This is a genomic window from Brevundimonas sp. GN22 (assembly GCF_054824005.1).
This window is the reverse complement of record NZ_JSYD01000050.1, coordinates 1-19,831: the sequence shown is the minus strand read 5'-3', so window position 1 is coordinate 19,831 and position 19,831 is coordinate 1. Positions and strand designations below refer to the sequence as shown.

General features: G+C 60.6%; 24 protein-coding genes, 2 tRNA genes and 1 other RNA gene. 19 read left to right on the top strand and 8 right to left on the bottom strand.

Annotated features, from left to right (window positions below; genetic code table 11):
* Positions 1 to 1,694 (top strand): autotransporter outer membrane beta-barrel domain-containing protein (locus OB03_RS07870; protein WP_461343758.1); only part of this gene is annotated, 1,694 nt, incomplete at its 5' end.
* Positions 1,695 to 1,764: 70 nt separating this feature from the next.
* Here the strand turns inward: OB03_RS07870 and OB03_RS07865 are convergent.
* The 3 genes from OB03_RS07865 to OB03_RS07855 form a co-directional block, all read right to left on the bottom strand.
* Entirely contained in the window at positions 1,765 to 2,511 is a 747-nt protein-coding gene (locus tag OB03_RS07865; protein WP_461343757.1) for a hypothetical protein, read from the bottom strand.
* Positions 2,512 to 2,584: 73 nt separating this feature from the next.
* Positions 2,585 to 3,163, bottom strand: a complete 579-nt coding sequence (locus OB03_RS07860; RefSeq protein WP_242913280.1) for a hypothetical protein — start codon at positions 3,161 to 3,163, stop codon at positions 2,585 to 2,587.
* Between the two features lie 130 nt (positions 3,164 to 3,293).
* Positions 3,294 to 3,367, bottom strand: a tRNA-Gln gene (locus OB03_RS07855).
* Positions 3,368 to 3,590: 223 nt separating this feature from the next.
* Here OB03_RS07855 and OB03_RS07850 point away from each other — a divergent pair.
* From OB03_RS07850 to OB03_RS07810, 9 genes are all read left to right on the top strand, one after another.
* Positions 3,591 to 3,667: transfer RNA gene (locus tag OB03_RS07850), tRNA-Pro, on the top strand.
* Between the two features lie 94 nt (positions 3,668 to 3,761).
* The gene (locus OB03_RS07845) at positions 3,762 to 4,322 is read left to right on the top strand and encodes a DUF924 family protein (RefSeq protein ID WP_461343756.1); all 561 of its coding nucleotides are present in this window, start codon (positions 3,762 to 3,764) and stop codon (positions 4,320 to 4,322) included.
* 81 nt (positions 4,323 to 4,403) lie between these two features.
* Positions 4,404 to 5,756: an SH3 domain-containing protein gene (locus tag OB03_RS07840; protein ID WP_461343755.1), complete on the top strand. Its 1,353-nt coding sequence runs from the start codon at positions 4,404 to 4,406 to the stop codon at positions 5,754 to 5,756.
* Positions 5,757 to 5,854: 98 nt separating this feature from the next.
* Positions 5,855 to 6,799: a CsgG/HfaB family protein gene (locus OB03_RS07835; protein ID WP_345791433.1), complete on the top strand. Its 945-nt coding sequence runs from the start codon at positions 5,855 to 5,857 to the stop codon at positions 6,797 to 6,799.
* A 130-nt stretch (positions 6,800 to 6,929) separates the two neighbouring features.
* Complete coding sequence (locus OB03_RS07830) at positions 6,930 to 7,787, top strand: thymidylate synthase (RefSeq protein ID WP_242913277.1); 858 nt, start codon at positions 6,930 to 6,932, stop codon at positions 7,785 to 7,787.
* Between the two features lie 13 nt (positions 7,788 to 7,800).
* Positions 7,801 to 8,100: a phosphoribosyl-ATP pyrophosphohydrolase gene (locus OB03_RS07825; protein ID WP_461343754.1), complete on the top strand. Its 300-nt coding sequence runs from the start codon at positions 7,801 to 7,803 to the stop codon at positions 8,098 to 8,100.
* A gap of 101 nt (positions 8,101 to 8,201) precedes the next feature.
* Positions 8,202 to 8,873 (top strand): aquaporin, encoded by a 672-nt coding sequence (locus OB03_RS07820; protein WP_461343753.1) that lies wholly within the window; start codon positions 8,202 to 8,204, stop codon positions 8,871 to 8,873.
* A 57-nt stretch (positions 8,874 to 8,930) separates the two neighbouring features.
* Positions 8,931 to 9,458: a dihydrofolate reductase gene (locus OB03_RS07815; protein ID WP_242913274.1), complete on the top strand. Its 528-nt coding sequence runs from the start codon at positions 8,931 to 8,933 to the stop codon at positions 9,456 to 9,458.
* A 15-nt stretch (positions 9,459 to 9,473) separates the two neighbouring features.
* On the top strand, positions 9,474 to 9,797 hold the full coding sequence (locus OB03_RS07810; protein WP_242913273.1) for a YbjQ family protein: 324 nt from the start codon (positions 9,474 to 9,476) through the stop codon (positions 9,795 to 9,797).
* 44 nt (positions 9,798 to 9,841) lie between these two features.
* Here OB03_RS07810 and OB03_RS07805 read toward each other — a convergent pair whose 3' ends face one another.
* The 3 genes from OB03_RS07805 to OB03_RS07795 form a co-directional block, all read right to left on the bottom strand.
* Positions 9,842 to 10,942: an NADH:flavin oxidoreductase gene (locus OB03_RS07805; RefSeq protein WP_461343752.1), complete on the bottom strand. Its 1,101-nt coding sequence runs from the start codon at positions 10,940 to 10,942 to the stop codon at positions 9,842 to 9,844.
* A 67-nt stretch (positions 10,943 to 11,009) separates the two neighbouring features.
* Positions 11,010 to 11,282 (bottom strand): hypothetical protein, encoded by a 273-nt coding sequence (locus tag OB03_RS07800; protein WP_461343751.1) that lies wholly within the window; start codon positions 11,280 to 11,282, stop codon positions 11,010 to 11,012.
* 127 nt (positions 11,283 to 11,409) lie between these two features.
* Positions 11,410 to 12,477 (bottom strand): Mrp/NBP35 family ATP-binding protein, encoded by a 1,068-nt coding sequence (locus OB03_RS07795; protein ID WP_461343750.1) that lies wholly within the window; start codon positions 12,475 to 12,477, stop codon positions 11,410 to 11,412.
* Positions 12,478 to 12,564: 87 nt separating this feature from the next.
* Between OB03_RS07795 and miaA the strand changes: the two genes are divergently transcribed.
* The 6 genes from miaA to OB03_RS07765 all read left to right on the top strand — a co-directional run bounded on the left by miaA (position 12,565) and on the right by OB03_RS07765 (position 16,384).
* Positions 12,565 to 13,467, top strand: coding sequence for a tRNA (adenosine(37)-N6)-dimethylallyltransferase MiaA (miaA, locus tag OB03_RS07790; RefSeq protein ID WP_461343749.1), 903 nt, complete (start codon positions 12,565 to 12,567; stop codon positions 13,465 to 13,467).
* Positions 13,458 to 13,829: a transfer-messenger RNA gene (gene ssrA, locus OB03_RS07785) on the top strand. The genes miaA and ssrA overlap by 10 nt, the downstream gene beginning before the upstream one ends.
* Positions 13,830 to 13,934: 105 nt before the next feature.
* Complete coding sequence (locus OB03_RS07780; RefSeq protein ID WP_461343748.1) at positions 13,935 to 14,435, top strand: SspB family protein; 501 nt, start codon at positions 13,935 to 13,937, stop codon at positions 14,433 to 14,435.
* Between the two features lie 82 nt (positions 14,436 to 14,517).
* Positions 14,518 to 15,045, top strand: coding sequence for a hypothetical protein (locus tag OB03_RS07775; protein WP_242913267.1), 528 nt, complete (start codon positions 14,518 to 14,520; stop codon positions 15,043 to 15,045).
* 105 nt (positions 15,046 to 15,150) lie between these two features.
* The gene (locus tag OB03_RS07770; RefSeq protein ID WP_461343747.1) at positions 15,151 to 15,918 is read left to right on the top strand and encodes a C13 family peptidase; all 768 of its coding nucleotides are present in this window, start codon (positions 15,151 to 15,153) and stop codon (positions 15,916 to 15,918) included.
* Positions 15,919 to 15,985: 67 nt separating this feature from the next.
* The gene (locus OB03_RS07765; RefSeq protein ID WP_461343746.1) at positions 15,986 to 16,384 is read left to right on the top strand and encodes a GFA family protein; all 399 of its coding nucleotides are present in this window, start codon (positions 15,986 to 15,988) and stop codon (positions 16,382 to 16,384) included.
* Here the strand turns inward: OB03_RS07765 and OB03_RS07760 are convergent.
* Entirely contained in the window at positions 16,366 to 16,731 is a 366-nt protein-coding gene (locus OB03_RS07760; protein ID WP_461343745.1) for a RusA family crossover junction endodeoxyribonuclease, read from the bottom strand. The two genes, OB03_RS07765 and OB03_RS07760, sit on opposite strands and share 19 nt — an antisense overlap.
* 94 nt (positions 16,732 to 16,825) lie before the next feature.
* On the opposite strand from OB03_RS07760, the gene fumC reads away from it, so the two are divergent.
* Positions 16,826 to 18,217, top strand: a complete 1,392-nt coding sequence (gene fumC, locus OB03_RS07755; protein ID WP_461343744.1) for a class II fumarate hydratase — start codon at positions 16,826 to 16,828, stop codon at positions 18,215 to 18,217.
* Between the two features lie 127 nt (positions 18,218 to 18,344).
* Positions 18,345 to 18,932, top strand: coding sequence for a glutathione S-transferase family protein (locus tag OB03_RS07750; protein ID WP_242913262.1), 588 nt, complete (start codon positions 18,345 to 18,347; stop codon positions 18,930 to 18,932).
* A 5-nt stretch (positions 18,933 to 18,937) separates the two neighbouring features.
* Here OB03_RS07750 and OB03_RS07745 read toward each other — a convergent pair whose 3' ends face one another.
* The gene (locus tag OB03_RS07745) at positions 18,938 to 19,354 is read right to left on the bottom strand and encodes a YccF domain-containing protein (RefSeq protein ID WP_461343743.1); all 417 of its coding nucleotides are present in this window, start codon (positions 19,352 to 19,354) and stop codon (positions 18,938 to 18,940) included.
* A 112-nt stretch (positions 19,355 to 19,466) separates the two neighbouring features.
* Here OB03_RS07745 and OB03_RS07740 point away from each other — a divergent pair.
* Positions 19,467 to 19,831 (top strand): patatin-like phospholipase family protein (locus OB03_RS07740; protein ID WP_461343742.1); only part of this gene is annotated, 365 nt, incomplete at its 3' end.

Here is a 19,831-nt window from a genome sequence, read left to right as displayed (position 1 = left end):
CGGCGAACAACACCGCCGGCCTGACCTATATTCAGGACGGTATCGTCGGCGGCGTCAGCGAAACCTCGCCGGATAGCGACAAGGACGGCGTGCCCGACGCGAAGGAACCCACGACGACGGGTGCCATCATCCTCGGCTCGGGTGCCGATGTGGTGGATATCCGTAACGGCTCCGTCAACGGCGACCTGTCGTTCGGCAACGGTGCCGACCGCCTGCTGGTTTCGGGCGGTGCAGTGGTTACGGGTGCGATCAACTCGGGCGACGGCAACCTTTCGATCAACGTCAGCAAGGGCACGCTGGATGCACGCCAGACCGGCGTGACCAATCTGACCGACCTGAACGTCGGTGCTGATGGCACTCTGGTTGTGACGCTTGACCCGGCGAGCTCCACCAACGGTGGCTTCAAGGTCAATGGCACCGCTACTCTGGCAGATGGCGCAGGCCTTGGCGTTCGCTTCAACTCGCTGGTCAAGGAGCCGTCGCGCTTCACCGTTATTGATGCCGACACCCTGAACCTCGGCCAGATCGACCTTCCGTCGCTGGAAACCAACTCGCCTTATGCCTATGTGGTGGGCGTGGATTCGGACGTGGCCAACGGCCAAGTGTTCATCGATGCACGCCGTCGTACTGCGCAGGAAGCCGGCATGATTGCCGCTGAAGCCAGCGCCTATGACGTTCTGTACGAAGGACTGTCCAAGAACGAAACGGTCCGCAATGCCCTGCTTTCGCAGACCACCCGCGACGGCTTCTTCGACGTCTACGAGCAAATGCTGCCGGACCACTCCGGTGGCCCGCTGATGTCGCTGGCTGCCGGTGTTGACGCCGTAACGCGTGCCTTGACGGGCCGTAACGCGTCGGCTGCACAGGGCGAAACCAGCGCGTGGGTCCAAGAGATCAACTTCTACGCCGACAAGGACAAGACCGACACTTACGGCTTCCGTTCGGAAGGCTTTGGCGTCGCGGGCGGCATCGAACGCGGCACCAAGGCAGGCGCTCTTGGTCTGTCGGTGGCCTTCACCTCTTCGGACCTTGAAGATCCTGAATCGGCTGCGGAAGAAGTCCTGTCCGCCAACCTGCTCGAGATGGGCCTGTATTGGCGCGCTCAGGGTCAGGCGTGGACCACCTGGGCTCGTGCTGCTGCCGGTTACGCATGGTTCGACGCAACCCGTCGTCTCGTCGCTGATGGCATCAATCTGAAGAACGAGTCCGACTGGAACGGCTTCACCCTTTCTGCTGCCGGTGGCGCATCCTACGAGAAGCACTTCGGTCGCCTGAACGTTCGCCCCGAAGTCTATGCCGAGTACTTCTCGCTGAGCGAGGACGCCCGTACCGAACGCGGTGGTGGTGATGGCTTCGACCTCGACATCCAAGACCGCGACGGCCACATCTTCTCGGGCGTCGCTGCTGTGAACATCGGCTACGGCTTCGGCAAGGATGGCTGGATCCGTCCAGAACTCCGCGTCGGTTACCGCCATAACTTCTCGGTCGATGCCGGCGACACCATCGCCCGCTTCGCTTCGGGTGGCGACTCGTTCAAGCTCAGCGGTCTGGGCATCGAAGGCGGTGGTCCGATCCTCGGCTTCCGCATGAATGTCGGCAACGAGCTGGGCATGCTGTCGATCACTGGCGATGCCGAGCTGCTCGAAGACTACGTCCGCTACACTCTGCTGCTGCGGGCCAGCTTCCGGTTCTAAGCAAGCCAGCAGTCAAACAAGCGAACAGCCGCCGGAGCGATCCGGCGGCTGTTTTGCTTTTAGACCTCGCCTAGATGGAGCAGTCGTCGTCCGGCGTCTTACGGAACTCCGCCTGTTCCTGTGCAATCATCCTGCGCCCGTTCCACTGGAACATCTGGGCCGCGCATAGGTGCGAATCCTCGCGCCACGTTGCCAGAACATTATTCCCGCCCGCACCGAACTGCAGTTGCAGGTACGGATAGTCTTCGCCGCCCAATTCAAGCCAATGAAGCTCGCCCGTGCGCTTGTTTCCGACAACGCCCGTCGTGCACCCCGAACCGCAGCCCCAACGGATCACGACATACTCGCCCGCGAGATTCGGGCGCCCTCGCCAACCCTCTCGAATTCGGGTGCGATAGTCATAGAAGCCGCCCGTTAGATTGGGTTCGGCAACCGCAGGCTGTGGCGCGACAAGCGGGTCGGCCGGACGCTGTGCTGGCGCAATAGGTTCCACCGGCTGAGCCTGCGCTTCTGGCGCGTTGGTCGTGGTCGGTGCCTGGACCGAGGGCTGCACAACAGTCGGTGCCGCTTCACGAACCACGGAGGGTTCCCGATTCTGCGTCAGTAGAAACACAGCGCCCGCCGCAACGACAGCCAGTGCTGCGATTGAAACGAGAAGTAGCGCTTTAGATGAACCGCCCGATCGGGACGCGGCGACCGGCTCTTGCGATGGCATATCAAGCAAGAGCTTTTCACGTTCGAACTCCTGCTGTGTCAGGGCTCCCCTTTCGCGCAACCGGTTCAGTCGTTCCAAACGATCCAGACGGCTGTCCGCCATATCCCACTCCGATCAAAGCCTCTGCAGACCTTCAATCGCCTGCGCGCGGGTTCGTTCCGACGGTTAAGTTGGCTTAGTGCTCCGCCAAGCCACGGTCGCAGCCTGCGTCTTCATAGGGGATCTCTTCGATATCACTTTCAGCCGCCAGTTGTTCGCCGGTCCAGCGATAAGTGGCACGCGCGCAGTTGGCCCCAGCCACATTGATCCACGACAGGACGAGGCGGGCGCTGTCCTGCGAAGAAGATGCGGTCAGATCAGGCATCTGCGCGAATCCCATCCCGGTTTGCACGATCTCGCCCGTCATCAAGTTGCCGACCAGCAGTTCGCGGCAATCATTGCCGTCGCATGGCACGGTGAACTGGACATAGTGGTCCGCAAGATTGGCCCCGTCGGTCCAAATGGCGCGGATTCGTTCGGAATGTGCGCGCAACTCAGCTGGAATGACCGGCGAAGTCGCAGACTGAGATGAGGACATCGCCGGAATAGCGTCATTCGCGCGTGAACTGGGCGATTCACCAGCAGCGTGTTTCATCATGACCGGCCGAACCGGCATTGCGGTGCGATCAGCGCGCAAAGCCATGGCGCTGGCTCCGGCACCCATCAGTAGGATTGAGGCTACACCCACGACAACGAGTTTTTTGTGACCGGCCATGTCGACATCTCCTGCGAATGATCTGCCAGAAGACTAAAGCCACAGGCCGGAACTGCCTCTCCCGCGCCTATGGGATTGCGGGGGCCAGAAAGCAAAAAAGCCGCCCCGAAGGGCGGCCTTTTGAACCGGATGGCTGGGGAACTAGGACTCGAACCTAGAATGACGGTACCAAAAACCGTAGTGTTACCATTACACCATTCCCCACCGTTTCCGGTGAACCGCTGGAGAGCAGTGCGCCCCGGCGATGTGTGGTTGATACTCGCGAGCTTTTTGTTTCGCAAGCCCCTTTCTTGCTGAAATTGCAGAAATTTTCATCGAGCAACGTCTTTTTTTAAAACTGCTATTTTGGCTCTTGCAGCACAGAAAGAGGGTGGCTATACACCCACACCTCGGCGGCGGGCAGCGCCCCACCGCTTCGAGAACAAGTCGGAGTGTGGCTCAGTCTGGTAGAGCACCGCGTTCGGGACGCGGGGGTCGCAGGTTCGAATCCTGCCACTCCGACCATCTTTTCCCTAAAAATCTATATGTTATCTCGCCATGTTATCTCGCCCCCTAGGGCGCGGCATTGCTGTAGGCTGAGCGCTGGCTATGATGGCATATGGCCGAAAATCATTCCCCCCTGCTCGCCGCCGCCGAAGTCGTCCAGTTCTGGATCGAGGCCGGTCCTGAGAAGTGGTTCACCAAAGACGACGCCTTCGACGAAGCGTTCAAGTCGCGATTCCTTGCGGCCCACTATGCTGCCGCGCGTCGCGAACTAGACCACTGGATGCAGACCGGTGAAGGCGTACTGGCCCTGATGATCCTGCTGGATCAGCTTCCGCGCAATGCCTTCCGCAACACGGGCCACATGTTTGCCACCGACAGTCTGGCGCTGGCGCTAGCAAAGAAAGCCATCGCGGCCGGACTTCACAAACAGGTGGCGACTGAACTCCAGCCGTTCATTCTCATGCCGCTGATGCATTCAGAATCCCTGAAAGACCAGCAAGACCTCGTCGATATGCTGGATCCGGCGGTGCACGAAAATACCTACAACTATGCAGTGATCCATCGTGACGTCATTGCCGAGTTTGGCCGCTTTCCGCATCGCAATACGTCTTTAGGTCGTGAAACCACACCACAAGAGATTGAATTCCTTCAATCTGGCGGTTTTTCCGGCTGACGATCGCCCGTCGCGGGTTGTGGCAAATATATGGCTAAGCTATGCGGTTGGCGTTTCTGACGCCGCTGTTACGAGCTTACCATGACATTGCATCGCCTCGCTCTTCTCTCGTCTGCTGCTTTCGTTCTCGCGATCCCACAGACGGCGGCGGCGCAAATGTTCTCGCTGGGTCGCAACAACAATGCGGCCCAGACCAACGTCATCAACGAAATCCCGCGTTGTACCCAGAGCTTCGGCACACTGAGCGTGGCCGGCGAACAGGACGTCATGTTCCAACAGATGGGACTCGGCGCTCCCGTCGATGTTCTACGCCACGTAGTGCGCGAATCTGGCTGCTTTCGACTGATTGAACGCGGCGCAGGCTTGGCAGCGGTCCAGCGCGAACGCAGTCTGGGGGCAGCAGGCCGGATTCGCACGGCCGACTTTGTGATCGCCGCGGAACTGGCCAACACTATCGACGCCGATACAGGCGACCGCAGCCGCGGCCTGCTCGGCAGCCTGGCTGCCAGCGGCGGCCGTATGCTGCTCCAAGCCGGTGTCGCTGCCATGACGCAGGAATCGGGTGCGGCTGAGGGCATGGGCGAACTGCTGAACTTCGGTGCCAATATAGCCGGTAACCAGGTCGGACAGGCGCTCAGCAACCGCTCGGTTGACGCCATTAAGGACCTGCAAAAGGATCTGGCTAAGGGCAAAGAAGACGCCCAGATCATTATGTCGATCGCCAGCGTGCCTCTCGCTGAACAGGTCGGCTACACCCGTCGCACCGCTAACAAAGATGAACTGCGTCGTCTGCGCATCCGCGACAATCACTTCGGCGGTCGCATCGGCAGCGGGTACGAATCAACCGACGAAGGCAAGGTCGTCGCGCTTGCACTGGTACGGGCCTACGCCGACTTGGTCGTAAGTCTTGGCGGTACGGGTTCCGACACGCCGGAGATCGTTCTCGCAAACCGCGAGGCCATTCAGGAAGCTGAAACCGAGCGCTTGGCCGAAGAGCGCCGTGTCACCGAAGCCGAGAACCGCGAGGCGGAGCGCCGCGAACGCCTGCGTGCTGAAGAAGCCGCCCGCCTCCGCGCCGAAGCCCGCCGCGAAGTCGAGCTGGAAATGGCCCGCGAACGCGCCCGCGCATCCGCAACCGAAGCGCCCGTCGCTATTGAAGACGTGCCCTCGCGCCCAGTCATGAGTGCCGATCCTGCGCCCGTAGACACCGAGGCTCCGGCCCGCCCCGCTGCAGCTGTCACCTCCGGTAGCGTTGGCCAGTCGTTGGAGATTGCCCGCACCGCGGTTCTTCGCGACGCACCGTTGGGGACCGCCACGGCCCCCGTTCAGGCCGGTGCCCTCGTGACCTCTACCGGACAGGAAACCGACGAATGGGTTCAGGTCCGTACGTCGGACGGCTCGACCGGTTGGATCCTCAAGGACCGTGTGAAGTAACTTTTACGGACCAGATACCAAATGTGGCATAAAGGTGTTTTATGTCCCGTATGATCATGCAAATAATACCCGACACGTCTTTAGCGGAGAGATGCCTCTTGTCCCCCAAGCCTTCGAAGCTCGTCATTGTCGCGATTGCTTTGACCATGGGTCTGCCGTCGGTTGCCGACGCCCAGTCCCGTCGCACCGGTGCACAGCGCGCCCAAGACCAGCAAATAGCGGCAATCCCGCGCTGCACGACCAACTTGGGAACCATCACCATCACTGATGGACAATCCAGCTACTGGCGTGAACTGCAGCTTTCGCCGCCGCAGTCGCTGCTGCGTGTCGTCATTCAGCGTTCGGGCTGCTTCACTCTGGTTGATCGCGGGTCGGGTCTGAGCGTCGCCCAGCGCGAACGCGAGATGGCCGCCGGTGGCGACCTGCAACGCGGCTCGAACATCGGCGGCGGTCAAGTCCGTGCAGCCGACTATGTGCTGGTCGGCGAAATCGCTAGCCAGAACGATAACGCAGGTGGCTCTGCCCTAGCGGGTCTGGCGGGTGCCGCTCTTGGCGGTCGCGCCGGTGCCATCGTAGGCGGCCTTCGCACCCGTCGCCAGGAAGCCAACACTGTCCTGTCCCTCACCAGCGTGCGCACCTCCGAGACTGTGGCTGTGACCGAAGGCTATGCCTCGCGCAGCAACATGTCGTGGGGTGCCGGTGCTGCCGGCTTTGGCGCTGGTGCACTGGGCGGCGGCGCGTACGAAAACACCGAGATCGGTCGCATCGTAGCTGCCTCGTTCATTCAGGCCTACACCGACATGGTCACTCAATTGGGTGGTTTGAGCGGTAACGCTGCGGCCGAAGCCCCGATCCAGACCTATACCGTTCAGCAACCGTCCACCCTGCGCACGGCTCCGGAAGGTGGATCGGTTGTGCGCGCACTGCCACAAGGCCTGCGCGTCTATCCGACCGGCAAACGCGAAGGCGTTTGGTGGGAAGTTATGGATGACAACGACAACATCGGCTGGGTCCAGAACGAGCGCCTCGCGCCGGGGACTTGAGCCATTTCAAAGCCTTAAATCGGGCCCGTTAGCCACAGCTAGCGGGCCCAACTTTTTGTGATCGATATCGTCCACAAGAGGTAGGTCGATGCCACTGACAAGAGCGGTGATTCGCTGGCATCCTTCTCGAATGAACGCGCACGCAGCCCTCGCCGATCTCCACGACCGCATTGCTGCGGCCCCCGCTGACCATCCCGAGTGGCAGTACCTGAATCTACTGCGCGATATTCTGGACAACGGCATCCAGCGCGAGGACCGCACTGGCACTGGCACGCTGGGCGTTTTTGGTCGCCAAATCCGCTTTGACCTTTCCAAAGGCTTCCCGCTTCTCACCACCAAGAAGCTGCACACCCGCTCCATCATTGTCGAGCTGCTGTGGTTCCTGCGTGGAGAGACCAATATTCGCTGGCTGAAGGAAAACAAGGTCAGCATCTGGGACGAATGGGCCGACGCCGAGGGCGAATTGGGTCCCGTTTACGGCAAGCAGTGGCGCTCGTGGGCGACGCCGGATGGCCGCGTCATCGACCAGATCGAAAAGCTGGTCCATGGCCTGAAAACCAATCCGAACAGCCGCCGCCACATCGTGTCTGCGTGGAACCCCGCCGACGTCGATGACATGGCCCTGCCCCCCTGCCATTGCCTCTTCCAGTTCTTCGTCGCGGACGGAAAACTGTCGTGCCAGCTCTACCAGCGCTCGGCGGATGTGTTCTTAGGCGTGCCTTTCAACATCGCTTCCTATGCGCTGTTAACGCTGATGGTGGCGCAGGTCGTGGGTCTGGAACCGGGTGATTTCGTGCACAGCTTCGGCGACGCACACCTGTATCTAAACCACCTCGATCAGGCGCGCGAACAACTGACGCGCACGCCTCTGCCCTTCCCGCAGATGCAGATCGCGCCGCACACGGACCTGTTTGCTTTCGGCCCAGAGGACTTTGTCCTGTCGGGCTATGAGGCGTGGCCGCACATCAAGGCCGCCGTTTCGGTCTAAACCCAAAGACATCATGAATATCAAAGACCTACAGGATGCGGTTATGCGCATCTCTGACATCTATGCGCGCGAACATTCCATCAATCGCGACCGCGACTGGGCACTGCTCAAGTTGCAAGAAGAGTTGGGCGAACTGACGCAAGAACACCTGCGCCTTACCAGCCGCGCACGGGGCGTTCCGAACACGCAATCGCAAGCAGACGAGGCCGCCGATGTCCTCGGAATGCTGTTGATTTACTGCACCATGAACAACATCGATATTGAAGATGCGATGCAGCGTAAGTGGTTGAACTGGTTAAAGCCTCAAACGTAAACTCACGAAACAGTGGATGGTCAAAAGCCGCCAACTGATTCATCTCTCGGGGACTGATTCTGCCGGAACGTCTGGCAGAACAGGCCTATGGGAGGCTTTCCATGATCAGAAAGTTCGCAGCCGAGCTTATCGGCACTGCTGTCTTGGTTCTGTTCGGTTGTGGTGCTGCCGTACTCGGCGGGTTTAATATCGTTGGCCAGTTGGGCATCGCCCTCGCCTTCGGCTTTGCCATCGTCGCGATGGCCTATGGCATTGGGCCGGTGTCCGGTTGCCACGTCAATCCGGCCGTTAGTTTTGGTGCGTTCGTCGCTGGTCGTATGTCGGCCAAAGACATGCTGGTCTACTGGGTAGCTCAGTTCATCGGTGCCCTTCTGGGTGCTTTCATCCTTGGCATGATCGCCAAGACAGGCTTTGCCCAACTGGGTCAGAACGGCTTCGAAGCCGGATCGCCCGGTGGTTACAGTCTGCAAGCCGGTATGATCTTCGAGATCGTTGCCACGGCCATCTTCCTGATCGTCATTCTGGGCGTGACGGGCCGCAAGGGTCATGGCGCATTTGCCGGTCTCGCCATCGGTATCGCGCTGGCCGTCATCCACATCGTGGGCATCCAGGTTACGGGCGTTTCGGTCAATCCGGCCCGCAGCTTCGGCCCTGCCGTTCTGGTGGGTGGTCAAGCGCTTAGCCAGCTTTGGCTGTTCATTGTCGCCCCGCTGATCGGTGCCGCAATCGGTGGCGTTCTGTTCCGCTTGAATCTGCTGGAGCCAGAAGCCTAACCTTACGGCGTAAGGGGGCGGGTTCGCCCGCCCCTGATTCCGTTTGGAGACTACGCCTTGCCCCTACCCTCTATCGCACTGGTCGTTGCGCGCGGTCGCAACGGAGTTATCGGCAAAGACGGCGATCTGCCGTGGCGATTGAGATCCGATCTGCAGCGCTTCAAAGCTGTGACTATCGGCAAGCCCTGCATCATGGGCCGTAAGACCTGGGAAAGCCTGCCGCTGCGCCCGCTGCCGGGCCGACTGAATCTGGTCCTGACCAAAGACGAGTCCTACCATGAGCACAGCGCCGCCAAGGGCTGCGTGGTCGTGACGTCCCTGTCCGAAGCGCTGTCGATGGCGCGCGAACAGGCAATGGAGGACGGCGTCGACGAAGTTTGCGTCATCGGTGGCGCGGCGATCTTCGAGGCCACCCTGCCCAAGGCCAAGCGCCTGTACATCACCGAGGTGGACGCCGCGCCCGATGGCGAAGTGCTGTTCCCCGCCTTTGACGAATCCGCGTGGACAGAAACTCTCAACGAGCCTCATGAAGGCACAGAGAAAGACGATCACGCCTTCACCTTCCGGACGCTGGAGCGTCTCTAAAACGGGAATACTGCGATGATCATCGTCACCACTAACGACCTTGTCGGATACCGTGTTGTGCGCCAGTTGGGCATGGTGCGTGGAGTGACGGTGCGGTCCCGCAATGCCGTGGCTGACTTCGTCGGTAGCGTGAACGCCATGTTCGGCGGTCGTATCGGTGCCTATGTCAAACTGGCTGAAATGGCTCGTCAGGAAGCCTATGACGAGCTTCTGAAACACGCCACCGAGATGGGGGCCAATGCCATTCTCGCTGTCCGCTATGACGCCACCGAGATCATGCCCGGAACCACCGAAGTATTGGCCTATGGTACCGCCGTCGTGGTCGAGCCCATCAGCTAAACCGCAAAGAAATCGGGCCGCTCTTTCGAGCGGCCCTTTTTCTATCAGTACAGGTTCATCATGTGCTTGCGGTCGAAGTCGACCGTCTCGTCGAACTTGCCCGCCTTCACCTTGGAGGCCCACTGTGGGTCCGCCAGCAACGCACGGCCCACGGCCACCAGATCAAACTCTTCACGTTCGAGACGGCGCAGCAGTTCATTGAGGTCCGACTTGTGGGCACCTTCACCCTTGGTCAGGCTGGCGAGGAACTCTCCATCCAGACCAACCGACCCGACCGTGATCGTCGGTTTGGCCGTCAGCTTCTTTGCCCATCCGGCAAAGTTCAAGTCCGAACCCTCGAACTCCGGCTCCCAGAAGCGGCGTTGCGAGCAGTGGAAGACGTCCACACCGGCCTCGGCCATCGGCTGCAGCCACGCGGCCATCTCGTCCGGCGTCTTGGCCATCTGGACCGTATAGTCCTGCTGTTTCCACTGCGACAGACGCATGATCAGCGGGATATCCTCGCCGATACCGCGCCGGACGGCCTTGATGACCTCGATAGCGAAACGGCTGCGTTCAGACAGGGTTTTACCGCCCCACCGATCGTCGCGGCGGTTCAAACCGTCCCACATAAACTGGTCGATCAGGTACCCATGGGCTCCGTGTATTTCGACCGCATCGAAACCCAGCTCGCGCGCGTGTCCCGCTGACTTTTCGAAAGCACTGATGGTGTCGGCGATGTCCTCTTCGGTCATCGGCTCGAACTTGACCTTGTCCGGTGCCGTCATGCCCGACGGGCTGTCGACCTTGCCGAAGGGCTTCCAGTCTGCGCCCTGCCCGCGGGCGGAACCGACGTGCCAGATTTGCGGAGCGATATGGCCACCGGCGGCGTGAACTTCATCGACCACCTTTTTCCAGGCTGGCAGGGCGTCGCCGTAGAAGATCGGCACGTTCTCGTCGTTACGCGCTGCGGGCCGGTCAACCACCGTCCCCTCGGTCACGATCAAGCCCACGTCGGCCTCGGCACGACGGCGGTAGTAAGCAGCCACTTCGTCAGTCGGAATGCCACCCGGCGAGAACGAACGCGTCATCGGTGCCATGACCAGCCGGTTCGGCAGGGTCAGGTTCTTGATGGTGAATGGCTGGAACAATAGGTCGAGGCTCACAGAACGTATCTCCTTCGAATGCAGATAGGAGAGTTGGTGAGCCTTGGCCTTTAGGGAAGAGGGAAAATTAAATTTCCCGCGCGACCAGCATAGCGTCGGCCATATTATAGGCCAGACGGGCGATCGCTTCGTCCTTGGAGTAGTTCTTGCGCCCCATCAGACGATCCAGTTCGGTCATCGTCATCTTGGTATAGACGCTGGTAGCGTGATCCAGCCCGGCCATTGCAAACTCGTCCCGTAGCGACTTGGACGCGGTGACCTTTGTCTTGGGCTTGTCAGCCTTGACCGGTGCCTCTGGCGAAGCCATCGGCGATTTCCGCAGCACACTTTTTTCGTTCACGGAAAGCTCCTTTCCCTGGTGACTTGGCCTGACTGAACGCTCGACAACGCACAGAGATGCATCGCCTTTTTGCAAGCGTGAATCGCAGACTGGCGATTTCAACGAAGGGTTATGGTAAACGTACGGCTCAGCTATTCAAGGTTTTAGCCAAGCTTTCGGCAATCGCGTCGAAACGGCTCGCGATATCGCCAAACGGAACGGCCACGACGACGGGTGTCCCCGCGTCACCTCCCTCCCGCACGCTGGCATCCAGCGGCAGATCACCCAGATAGGGTACGCCCAGTTTCTCGGCTTCGGCTTTCGCTCCGCCGCGCCCAAAAATGTCGCCGCTCATATTCTCGATGAGACCCAGCGTCGGGACACCAACCTTCTCGAACAGCGTGTGCGCACGGCGCGCGTCGGATAGCGCAACCTCTTGCGGCGTCGAGACGATGACCACGCCGTCCAGCGGCGTCTTCTGGATAAGGGTCAGCTGAACGTCCCCCGTACCGGGCGGCAGATCGACCACCAAGACATCCAGCGGCTGTTCGGCCGTGCCCCAGCGGGTTTGGCTAAGCATCTGGTTGATAGCCTGGGATGCCATAGGACCACGCCATACCATGGCGTCTGTTCCCTTGGTCAAAAGGCCTACCGACATGGCCTTCAGGCCATGAGCTTCCAGCGGGACGATTGCGCCGTCCACATAGTCAGGCTTGCCCGATATCCCCATCATCGTCGGCATGGACGGGCCGTAGACGTCGGCATCCAGAATACCGACCGACAGGCCCCGCTTAGCGAGTGCCGCAGCGAGATTGACGGATACGGTGGACTTACCCACCCCGCCCTTGCCGCTGGCCACCGCAAGCACGCGTTTGACATGGGCAGGACGTTCGGTCGGAACGGGTGCCTTGGGCTTGGTCTGCTCGACCGCTGCGGTCGAAAGGCTGGCAGTACGGCGTGCGGGTTTTGCGACGGCCTCGGCGGTCAGGATCACCGACACGCGATCCATGCCCTCAAGCGCCTTAAGCTTGGCCTCTGCCTCGTCGCGCACCGGGGCATAAAGCGGGGCATCCTGCGCTGCGACCTCAAGCACAAAGCCTGCACGGCCCTGATCCACGACCAAACCCTGCACCATGCCCGACGCCATGAGCCCCTGCCCGGATTTCGGGTCAATGACGGTATCAAGAACGGCGATGACAGATGCGCGGTCGATCAAGGGAAACTCCAGCAATACGTTCGCGGGACTTGCCGCGTCGTTGAGGGCCTTCTATCGCCGTGTGAAGAGAACCGCGAGCCTGAACCATTGTCCAATAACGATTCATCGCCAGCCATCACCCTGATCGCAGGGCCGACCGCCTCGGGTAAGTCGCGGCTGGCGCTGGATTTGGCGCTGGAGTCCGGCGCGGTCATTATCAATGCCGACAGTCAGCAACTGTATGCCGATCTGGATGTTTTGAGCGCCCGCCCCTCGCGTGCGGATGAAGCCTTGGCCGAACACCGCCTCTATGGCGTCGCGAATGCCGCCGACGGTTGGTCGGTGGGTCGCTGGGCTGAAGCTGCACTGGACGAATTCGCTAAAGCTCGCTCGCAGGGCCGCCCGTCCATCATCGTGGGCGGCACGGGTCTCTATTTTAACGCCCTGACCAAAGGCTTGGCCGATATTCCTGAAGTGCCGACTTCGGTTCGTGACCACGTACAATCGCACTACGACCAAATCGGCGAGGACGCCTTCCGCGCCGAACTGCGCGCCGTTGATCCCGAAAGCGAACAGACCATCTTTCCGTCGGATCGCCAACGGTTGGTACGGGCCTTGTCGGTCTATCAGGCCAGCGGCGAGAGCCTAAGCCACTGGAAAGCCAACACCCGTCCCCTTCTCCACCAGCACGAATGGCGCGGTATCATCGTCGAGCCCGAGCGCGATGTTCTCTACGCCAACTGCGACCACCGCGTAGATATCATGCTGGATACCGGCGCAGTCGAAGAGGTCGCGCGTCTGATGGCCCGCAATCTGGACGCTGGCTTGCCGGCCATGAAGGCCGTCGGTGTGCGCGAGATTGCCGCATGGCTGTCCGGTGAAATGTCTCGCGAAGACGCCACCGACGCTATGAAACAGGCCACCCGCAACTATGCCAAACGCCAGCTGACCTGGTTCCGCAACCAGCAGCGCGACTGGCCCCGCCACATCCCTGCGCCACGCCCCTTGTGAGACGATAAAAGCGTCTCTATATTCAAGGTGTTCGGGCTTGCTCGGACTATGGCGATAAACGCGCTTGTAATAAGCGGACCGGACCCGGGTGCGAATCCCGGCGGCTCCACCATTCTCTTTCCTCCTTGAGTTATCGGCGGGGCGAGTATGGGGCCGACTAGCATCGACGGACGTGTAAAGAGGTTGCTTTCGCCCGACGTGGCTCATCGTATCGGGCTATTTAAACTAAATGCGAACGATAACTTCGCTGGTGAAGTCCGCCTCGCTGCGTAACGCAGTTCGGTGAATTTCCGATCTAAGTCCTAGGGGTTCAGATCCTTAGGCGGGGCTCGGTGGGTGCCTGCCAACAGAAACCCACCACTTCCATCAAAACTTATTTGCTGAAAAGCGCGTCTGACAGACGACTGCACCTTTCATCGCGGCCCACACATCGCTAACACTTCGCAACGCGAGTTTTGAGGCCAGCCATGACTGATCAGCAACCACCGATCGACGATATGAACTATGAGCAGCTGGCTCAGGATGCTCTGCGCGGGGTTATCCGCATGGCGCTCGAACGTGCTGCGTCACCGGAAGGCATTCCCGGTGCCCACCATTTCTACATCACGTTCAAGACGCGCGCTCCGGGCGTTACCCTGCCCAATGATGTTGCCGCGAAATACCCTGACGAGATGACCATCGTCCTTCAGCACCAGTACTGGGACCTCGAAGTCTCCGACAGCCAGTTCAGCGTCATGCTGAAATTTGGCGGCGCGCCCAAGGTTCTGAATGTGCCGTACAACGCGATTGTGCGCTTCTATGACCCGAGCGTGCAGTTCATGCTGCAGTTCGACGAGCCGGAAATCGTAGAGGCCGAGATCGCGCCGCTGCCCACGCCTGTGCGTGACCCGGAAGTTGCGCCCGCCGCGCCGTCGGGTGAAGGCGGCGAAGCCAAGGTCGTTTCGCTGGACCAGTTCCGCAAAAAATAACGGCAACCGCCGCGCTGTCATACCCGTTTCCACATCGGTGCCCCGGTACCTCCGTGCCCCTGCGCCGATGTGGAGTTGATTTATGTACAGCCTGACCCTCCCCCGCCTCACCGTTCTTGCCGCAGCAGGCACCTGTCTATTACTGACAGCCTGTGGTGATGCGAACGCCCCTGCACCCGCGTCCGAGCCGCCCGCTGCGGTCAGCGAAACGACACCTGCTCCCGCGCCTTCAGTCCCTTCTGCCCCGATCACCGGCGAATGGGCCGCACTCCAGTCGGCCAACGGCAAGTATCCGTCACAAAGCGGCCTGCTGGAAAACAGCGTGATCAGCCAACCGCTGAAAGTCCTGTTGGGCGACAAGTTCGACGCCTTCAAAACCAATATGCAGGTTGAAAGTCCGCTGCAGCAGGACGGAGATGTTCTTTATCTGAGTGGCAATAAGCCTCATCAGGGCGGATCGGATGCCGCCTATCTGCTGGTCAATCCTCAGACCAAGGCTTTGGAGGTCGGGCTTTGGCAGGGCGGCAAGCTGGAGGTTCTCAAAACTCCCGGCAGCGACATCCGGAAACCGGCCGACATCCAGACCATGATTTCAAACGCCTCCAGCTAAGCTTTGGGCTTTGCGCCCTTGCATATTTCGGTAATCTGACGCCGGCCGGTCCCACACAGGGCCGGCCGGTATCTTTGTCGGCATGGCTACTCGGGAGGGCAGTAGGTGTCGTTACGGATTATCCAACAGGTGCTCGCCTGTGCGAGTGCGATTGCAGTATCGTTCTGTCTTGCCGTCTCCGGTCAGGCCCAGACCAGACTGGACGGTTGGTCGTCGGTCGTAATCGCCGGGGATTGGCGCGACGGAGACGGCAGGCCGATTGAAGCGTTCGATAATGCGCGGCGTGACCTGTCGAGCGCCTTTGTCAAAGCAGGCATGCCCTCTGCTCATCATCGCTCTATTACGCTGAACCCTGCCAAGAGAGACGCCGCAGCCCCTGCCGAGGCCCTGCGCCAGTTGGGCGACACACTGTCCAGCGGTACGGGTGGCTGCTTCTTTTATATGACATCGCACGGCGTGCCCGGAGAGATCGTTTTCGGAGACACCAAGGGCATCACGCCTGTCGACCTGGCCGTCATGCTCCGCCGCTGGTGCCAGGCGCGCCCGACGGTGCTGGTGCTGTCAGCCTGCTATTCGGGATCGTTTGTGGATGCGCTGAAGGCCCCCAACCGTATGATCCTTACGGCGGCGCGACGCGACCGGTCTTCGTTCGGCTGCGGCGAAGGCGAGACCTATCCCTGGTTCGACGCCTGTATTTTGGAAAACCTCCCCACAGCGGACGACTTTCTGGGGTTGGCGCAGTCGGCGCGGGCCTGTGTCGCGCGCCGCGAAGCCGAGGCGGAAATCGACACCCCGTCAGAGCCACAACTGTTCGTGGGTTCGGAAATGCAGTTCCGGCTGCCACTCCTGCGCTTCACACACTCTTCGGGATGAACATTCCGCTCGCAATGTTCGCTGAGACCGATTAGAACAAAAGAAGAACCAAGAGGGGGGAAGGGTTATGATTTCAGGACGCTGCCATTGTGGGTCGATCCACTATGAGATGACCGCAGAGGTTGATCATCACGCGCTGTGTCACTGTACGGATTGTCGCCGCGCCTCGGGCGCGCCAGCCGTATCTTGGGCCTTGGTGAAGCGGGATAACATTCGCATTTCCGGCAAGCCCAAGAGCTACGCCTCGTCGCCCGACGCACAACGACTGTTCTGCGGCAATTGCGGTACCAGCCTGTTCTATCTGAACGAGACGATTTTCCCTGGCATGATCGACGTGCAATCCGCCACGCTGGACAACCCGGATGTCATTCCACTAGGAGGCCAGATACAAACCGCCGAACGTATCGGCTGGATGGCCGATCTGAACCACCTGCCCTCGTTCGAGCGTTACCCGCCCTTCGATTGACGCGGATAGCTGCGGATGATGATCCGCTCGCGCTCGCCCTCGAACCGCTCGACCAGCAGGCGCGCGACCTGACTGTCGTCGTGGAACAGATAGCCTTTGATGGAATCAAGCAGGGCCTTGGCCAGATTGTCGAGGTCCATCCACGGCGGGTCGCCGACGTGTTCCATCAAAATCTCCACCACGTGGTCACCCCACGCAGGGCGTGACTGCCAATCCTTGCGCATGAACTCGTACACCAGCGGCTTGTAGTATTTTGCCTGTGTCGTCAGGCCGTCGATGATGATCTCGACCGCGTCGCCATCTTCACGCGCACGTACCTTTCCGGTTCCGATCCAGCCCTGCGTCACGCACTCGTACCTTTTCCTTAGGTCAGTTCCCTTGCCCTGACGGCGGCAAGTGCTACACCCCCAACCAACTTCCCGCCACGTCTGAGAGTTCGTGATGAGCAACGTCCGTACCGAAACCGATACTTTTGGCCCTATCGAGGTCGCCGCCGACCGCTATTGGGGTGCCCAAGCCCAACGCTCGCTGGGTAACTTCAAGATTGGCTGGGAAAAGCAGCCGCTGCCGGTCGTGCGTGCCCTCGGCATCGTCAAGCGCGCCGCCGCCGAGACCAACCGCGATCTGGGCAAGCTGGACACAGGTCTGGCTGACGCCATCATCAAGGCTGCCAACGAAGTCATCGAAGGCAAGCTGAACGACCACTTCCCGCTGGTCGTCTGGCAGACCGGTTCGGGCACCCAGTCGAACATGAACGCCAACGAGGTCATCTCGAACCGCGCCATCGAGATTTTGGGTGGTGAAATGGGCTCCAAGAAGCCGGTTCACCCGAACGACCACGTCAACATGAGCCAGTCGTCGAACGACACCTACCCGACCGCAATGCACGTCGCTTGCGCCGAGCAGGTCGTCAACGACCTGATCCCGGCCCTTAAGCACCTGCACGCTGCTCTGGACGCCAAGGCCAAGGCCTGGGCCCACATCATCAAGATCGGCCGTACCCACACCCAGGACGCGACCCCTCTGACGCTGGGCCAAGAGTTCGGTGGTTACGCCCAACAAGTCGCCAACGGCATCGAGCGCATTGAATCGACCCTGCCGAAGCTGATGGAGCTGGCGCAAGGCGGTACAGCTGTCGGCACCGGCCTGAACGCTCCGGTCGGCTTCGCTGAAAAGGTCGCTGAAAACATCGCCGCCATCACCGGCCTGCCGTTCACCACTGCTCCGAACAAGTTCGAAGCTCTGGCTGCCCACGACGCCATGGTCTTCTCGCACGGCGCGATCAACACCGTTGCCGCTTCGCTGTTCAAGATCGCCAACGACATCCGCTTCCTCGGTTCGGGCCCGCGTTCGGGTCTGGGCGAACTCGCCCTGCCGGAAAACGAGCCGGGCTCCTCGATCATGCCGGGCAAGGTCAACCCGACCCAATGTGAAGCGCTGACTCAGGTCTGCGCTCAGGTGTTCGGCAACCACGCCACCCTGACCTTCGCTGGCTCGCAAGGCCACTTCGAGCTGAACGTCTTCAACCCGGTCATGGCCTACAACTTCCTGCAGTCGGTCCGTCTGGTTGCCGACGCTGCCATCAGCTTCACCGACAACTGCGTTGTTGGCATCGAGCCGCGCGAAGACAACATCAAGCGTGGCCTCGAAAACTCCCTGATGCTGGTCACCGCACTCAACGGCAAGCTGGGCTATGACGCCTGCGCCAAGATCGCCAAGACCGCGCACAAGAACGGCACCACCCTGCGCGAAGAAGCTGTCGGCGGTGGCTACCTGACGAACGAAGAGTTCGACCAGTACGTCCGTCCGGAAAACATGATCTCCCCGAAGTAAGCCTTCGAAGGTTCACTCCGAAAAAGAAGCCCCGCCGGACCGTTCCGGCGGGGCTTTTTCTTGTCTCGCACGACCGCTCGAACGGCGTTAGGATGCGGCAAAACAATACAAAATACCGAGGAAGCCCATGTCCATCATCGTCCACCACTCTCCGCAAACGCGCTCGACGAGACTGCTTTGGCTGCTGGAGGAGCTCGGGGCCGATTACAGGGTCAACTATGTGACGATCCGCAGGATGGATGGCTCGGGCGGCCCTGATGGCAATAACCCCCATCCCTTGAAACAGGTGCCCGCGATCGAGGTCGGCGATCAGTTGCTGATCGAGTCCGCGCTGATCTTTCCTTTCCTGACCGACCGTTTCCGCATAGCCAATCTCGCGCCTACACCGACCCATCCACGCCGCGCAGAATACTTCTCATGGCTGGGCCTCTACAGCGGCGTCGTAGAAGGCGTTCTGGGCTCGGGCAGCCCTGAAACTTGGTCGCCGGTTCAGAATGAAGCCTATGCTGGGCTGGAACGCCGCTGGAGCGCGGCCATCAAGGACGGCGGCTATATCCTCGGCGATTTCTCGGCACTGGATATCCTGTTTGGGAGTCTGCTGCAGTGGTACCGGGCGGCGATGCCCGCCGGTGAACCCTATGACAACTATCTGGAGCGCATTAGCCAGCGACCGGCACTGGCTCGCGCGCTCCAGAAAGACAGCCCGCCCGCCTGAGCGGTTTAGCTCTTGGGGCGGATCATCCGCCCCACCGGAGCCAGCGACAGCTTGGCCAGCTCCAGATTCTTCAGCGCGAACGGGATACCGATGATGCTGATGAACTGGGGCACGGCCACGAGGATGTGGCCAATCGCCAGATACCATCCCGCCAATACCAGCCAGATAACATTCATGCCGATACCCAGGCAGCCTACACCGACGACGCTGGCATCCGGATCACGCCAGACGATCTCGCGCCCGAAGGGCCAGAAGCTGTAGGAAGCAATCCGCCACGCGCTAAAGGCCCACGGCGCGCCGACGACGGTCAGCAACAGCAAAAGCCCTCCAAACAGCCATGCGAATCCCGTGGCAAAGCCACCCGTGAAAAACCACAGCAGGTTCAGGATCAGTCGGATAAGGGGCAACAGCCATTCCTTCATTCGGTTACGTCGTGCAAAATCATGACGCCTATTTCCAATTTGGGGAACAGATAGCGATTGGCAACGCTTGGCATTAAAGACTTGCCTTAACGCCGATCACTTTGGGAACTCCATGCGCTCTCTGCTCCGTCCCCTAGCCACTCTCGCACTGACCGCAAGCCTCGCAGCGTGCGGCACGCTTGACCGGCCCGATGGCCCGCTGCGTCTGAATGATCCCAAGGCGGGTGTCACGCCGGCGCAGGCGCAGGCCAGCGTCGATGCACGCGTCACCGACTTCCTGAACGAGTTCGGCAACCTGATGGCCGACCGCAACGAGACCAACCTGCTGGCTCTGTCGGGCGGCGGCGCGAACGGCGCCTATGGCGGGGGACTGCTGGTGGGTTGGAGTGACTCCGGAACCCGCCCTGTATTTGATGTGGTGACGGGTGTATCGACCGGCGCGCTGGCGGCACCCTTCGCCTTCCTTGGTTCCGAATG

What these genes read in the sequence shown, in the direction of transcription:
- OB03_RS07840 (WP_461343755.1), top strand. Translation starts at nt 4,404, where the DNA reads ATGACATTGCATCGCCTCGCTCTTCTCTCGTCTGCTGCTTTCGTTCTC.
- OB03_RS07765 (WP_461343746.1), top strand. Translation starts at nt 15,986, where the DNA reads ATGATTTCAGGACGCTGCCATTGTGGGTCGATCCACTATGAGATGACC.
- OB03_RS07820 (WP_461343753.1), top strand. Translation starts at nt 8,202, where the DNA reads ATGATCAGAAAGTTCGCAGCCGAGCTTATCGGCACTGCTGTCTTGGTT.
- OB03_RS07810 (WP_242913273.1), top strand. Translation starts at nt 9,474, where the DNA reads ATGATCATCGTCACCACTAACGACCTTGTCGGATACCGTGTTGTGCGC.
- OB03_RS07750 (WP_242913262.1), top strand. Translation starts at nt 18,345, where the DNA reads ATGTCCATCATCGTCCACCACTCTCCGCAAACGCGCTCGACGAGACTG.
- fumC (WP_461343744.1), top strand. Translation starts at nt 16,826, where the DNA reads ATGAGCAACGTCCGTACCGAAACCGATACTTTTGGCCCTATCGAGGTC.
- OB03_RS07830 (WP_242913277.1), top strand. Translation starts at nt 6,930, where the DNA reads ATGAACGCGCACGCAGCCCTCGCCGATCTCCACGACCGCATTGCTGCG.
- OB03_RS07745 (WP_461343743.1), bottom strand. Translation starts at nt 19,354, where the DNA reads ATGAAGGAATGGCTGTTGCCCCTTATCCGACTGATCCTGAACCTGCTG.
- OB03_RS07845 (WP_461343756.1), top strand. Translation starts at nt 3,762, where the DNA reads ATGGCCGAAAATCATTCCCCCCTGCTCGCCGCCGCCGAAGTCGTCCAG.
- OB03_RS07775 (WP_242913267.1), top strand. Translation starts at nt 14,518, where the DNA reads ATGTACAGCCTGACCCTCCCCCGCCTCACCGTTCTTGCCGCAGCAGGC.
- OB03_RS07860 (WP_242913280.1), bottom strand. Translation starts at nt 3,163, where the DNA reads ATGGCCGGTCACAAAAAACTCGTTGTCGTGGGTGTAGCCTCAATCCTA.
- OB03_RS07780 (WP_461343748.1), top strand. Translation starts at nt 13,935, where the DNA reads ATGACTGATCAGCAACCACCGATCGACGATATGAACTATGAGCAGCTG.
- OB03_RS07865 (WP_461343757.1), bottom strand. Translation starts at nt 2,511, where the DNA reads ATGGCGGACAGCCGTCTGGATCGTTTGGAACGACTGAACCGGTTGCGC.
- OB03_RS07825 (WP_461343754.1), top strand. Translation starts at nt 7,801, where the DNA reads ATGAATATCAAAGACCTACAGGATGCGGTTATGCGCATCTCTGACATC.